Raw genomic sequence first — 2750 nt, 5'->3', positions numbered from 1 at the left:
CATAATTTAAAAAATAATAATATTAATGATCAACACATATTGAACGATTCAATAGAACTTTTAAGTAAGTAGATTAGGAATTTGCAATTAAACTAAGGACAGGCAATGCTTAATATTCATAATGAGATTCGTACTTGGCTATTTACACAACAAGATTGGATGCAAGAACTTGCTGAAACACTAATAGAACAAGGAAACCTGACTGAACAACATTTATCTTTAGCATGCCTCAGAATAAAATCTGTAGATGGTCAAAAAGTGACTAAAAATCGTAGTTTTGAGGGTTTGATTCGACCGAGTTCAGTTTCAAGTGAGATACGATTGCGAAGCATTGGTAAGGTTCAAGGAATTGAAAACCTGTCGCCAAGATTACCTTTATCGTTTACGTCAGGAAATCTGACTGTTGTCTTCGGTCACAATGGTTCTGGTAAGTCTAGTTACACACGCATTATTAAGAAAATGTCAGGTAAACCTCGCTCTGCCATATTAAAACCCAATGTATTTCGAACTGCTCCAACAGAGCAAAAGTGCGAAGTTGAGTACGAATATGAGGGTAAGCTTATTAGTTGCGAATGGCATGCTAATAGCGAACCAATTGATGCACTCAGATCTATCGATTGCTTTGATAGTGACGAAGCAAATCATTATTTACGAAATGAAAGTTCAGCAACGTACACTCCCCCCGTTATCGGAATGTTTGAATCCTTAGCCCTCGCTTGTGATCAAATAAAAATAAGACTTCAAACGGAACAAAATCAGCTTGTTAGTTCATTACCTCAAATACCGAATAACTTTGTAAATACAGATGTCGCAATCAAACTTAAATCTCTAAATTCAAATACTTCCGATGTATTTTTTGAACAACTTGTAACTTGGACTTTGGAGAGCCAACAGGAACTCGAACAACTTAAAAAAAGATTAGAAGTTACTGACCCATTAGCAATGGCTAAGCAACTCAGGACAACCAAACTGCAAGCAGATAACGTAGGGGCTAGTCTCAAAAAAGGGGGCTTAGCATATGGTGTAGCAAACTTAGAGTGTTTAAAAAAATTACAACTAGACGCACACAATAAAAGGCAAATAGCTTCCGAAGCAGCTCAGGTAAGCTCTGCTCTGCTAGTACAAGTAGGAAGTAACACATGGCGATCATTGTGGGAGGCTGCTAGAGCTTATTCACAAACTGTATATCCGAATCGCTCATTTCCTGTTACCGACGAAGCAAACTGTGTTCTATGCCATCAAGAACTCGGTTTAGATGCGAAGCAACGTTTAAATGATTTTGAGTCTTTTGTCCAAAGCAAGCTTGAGGGAGAGGCAAAATTAGCCGAAGCAAGTTATAACGATGCACTTGCCCATCTTCTAAGTATTCCGACTGTTGAGGTTATTAATACTCAATGTGAAGCGGCTGGATTAAATACTGAGGAATGGAAGCTCCATCTAATATCTTTCTGGGAATCAGCATCTATTGTCCGTAATTTATTAATTAGTAAGACTATTGTTGATACTATTGCTCCAGTTAATAGAGCAACTGATACAGAAAAAGTAATAAGTGAGCATTCTACAGCTTTAGAATTGAAGGCTGCTCAATACGATAAAGATGCACAAGTTTTTGATCGGGAGTTTGCAGTAAAAAATAGAAACGAACTTGAGGCAAGACTTTGGGTATCACAGCAAAGAGATGCTATTAAAGTTGAATTACAAAGATTGAAACACCACAAAATATTCGAGGGCTGGAAATCGTTAGCAAATTCACGTTCGGTATCAACAAAAGCTAGTGCAATATCAGAAAAGGTCATTACGCAAAATTATGTAATTCGTTTTAATAATGAACTTAAATCACTTGGTGCCAGCAGAATAAAAATAGAACTTGTTAAATCAAAAGCTACAAAAGGTAAAATATTACATCGATTACAGTTGAAAGATTCTAAACAATCCCACCCTATCGAATTAGTTTTAAGTGAAGGTGAACGTCGTATTATAGCGCTGGCTGCGTTTCTTGCCGATGTAGCTGAAAAACCAATGTTTGCACCATTTATCTTCGATGATCCTATTTCGTCGTTAGATAATGATTTTGAATGGAGTGTGGCCACTCGTTTAGCTGAATTAGCGAAGACTCGACAGGTACTAATTTTTACACATCGTCTTTCTTTATATGGCGCTGTTGAAGATGCAGCAAAAAAATTGGGCGACATATTCAGAAAAACACAATTACATCAGATATGCATTGAGTCGTATGATGGAATCGCTGGTCATCCTGTGGGGGATCAGGTATGGAACTCCAAAACCAAAGCTGCTAACAATATTTTAATTACTCGTCTCGGAGAAGCTAAGCGAGCTGGTAACAGTGGTGGTGGTGATGCATACCGTGCTCTAGCACAAGGTATTTGTACTGATTTTCGAAAGCTTATCGAACGTACCGTCGAAGATGATTTATTAAACGAGGTAGTAAAAAGGCATAGACGTAGCGTTACTACTGAAAACCGTTTAGGGGCGCTTCCCTTTATAAAAAAAGATGATTGTAAGTTTATCGATGATTTAATGACAAAATATTCATGTTTTGAACATAGTCAATCGACTGAAACAACTGTAATTATTCCTGAATCATCTGAATTACAACTTGATATCGAAGCTCTTATAACTTGGCGTACTGAGTTTCAATCCAGAAAAAAAGATATATAGTTGTACAACCCGCGAATACAGGCGCCTTAGAAATAGAGGGGAGGGTTAAAACCCCTACCCCTTTGAATATT

The 2750-nt window shown here is 37.4% G+C and carries 1 protein-coding gene; it reads left to right on the top strand.

What is annotated here, in order from left to right; all coding sequences use genetic code 11:
* Positions 1-105: 105 nt before the first annotated feature.
* The gene (locus tag CXF78_RS19440) at positions 106-2679 is read left to right on the top strand and encodes an AAA family ATPase (protein ID WP_102037684.1); all 2574 of its coding nucleotides are present in this window, start codon (positions 106-108) and stop codon (positions 2677-2679) included.
* The last annotated feature ends 71 nt before the right edge of the window (positions 2680-2750 follow it).

Source organism: Shewanella sp. 11B5, assembly GCF_002836795.1.
Classification (GTDB): domain Bacteria; phylum Pseudomonadota; class Gammaproteobacteria; order Enterobacterales; family Shewanellaceae; genus Shewanella; species Shewanella frigidimarina.
The sequence above is the reverse complement of the archived record's forward strand: the minus strand, read 5'-3'. Positions and strand labels throughout refer to the sequence as shown.

Bases quoted from the DNA above. Each gene is read 5' to 3' on its own strand.
- CXF78_RS19440 (WP_102037684.1), top strand. From the start codon at position 106: ATGCTTAATATTCATAATGAGATTCGTACTTGGCTATTTACACAACAA.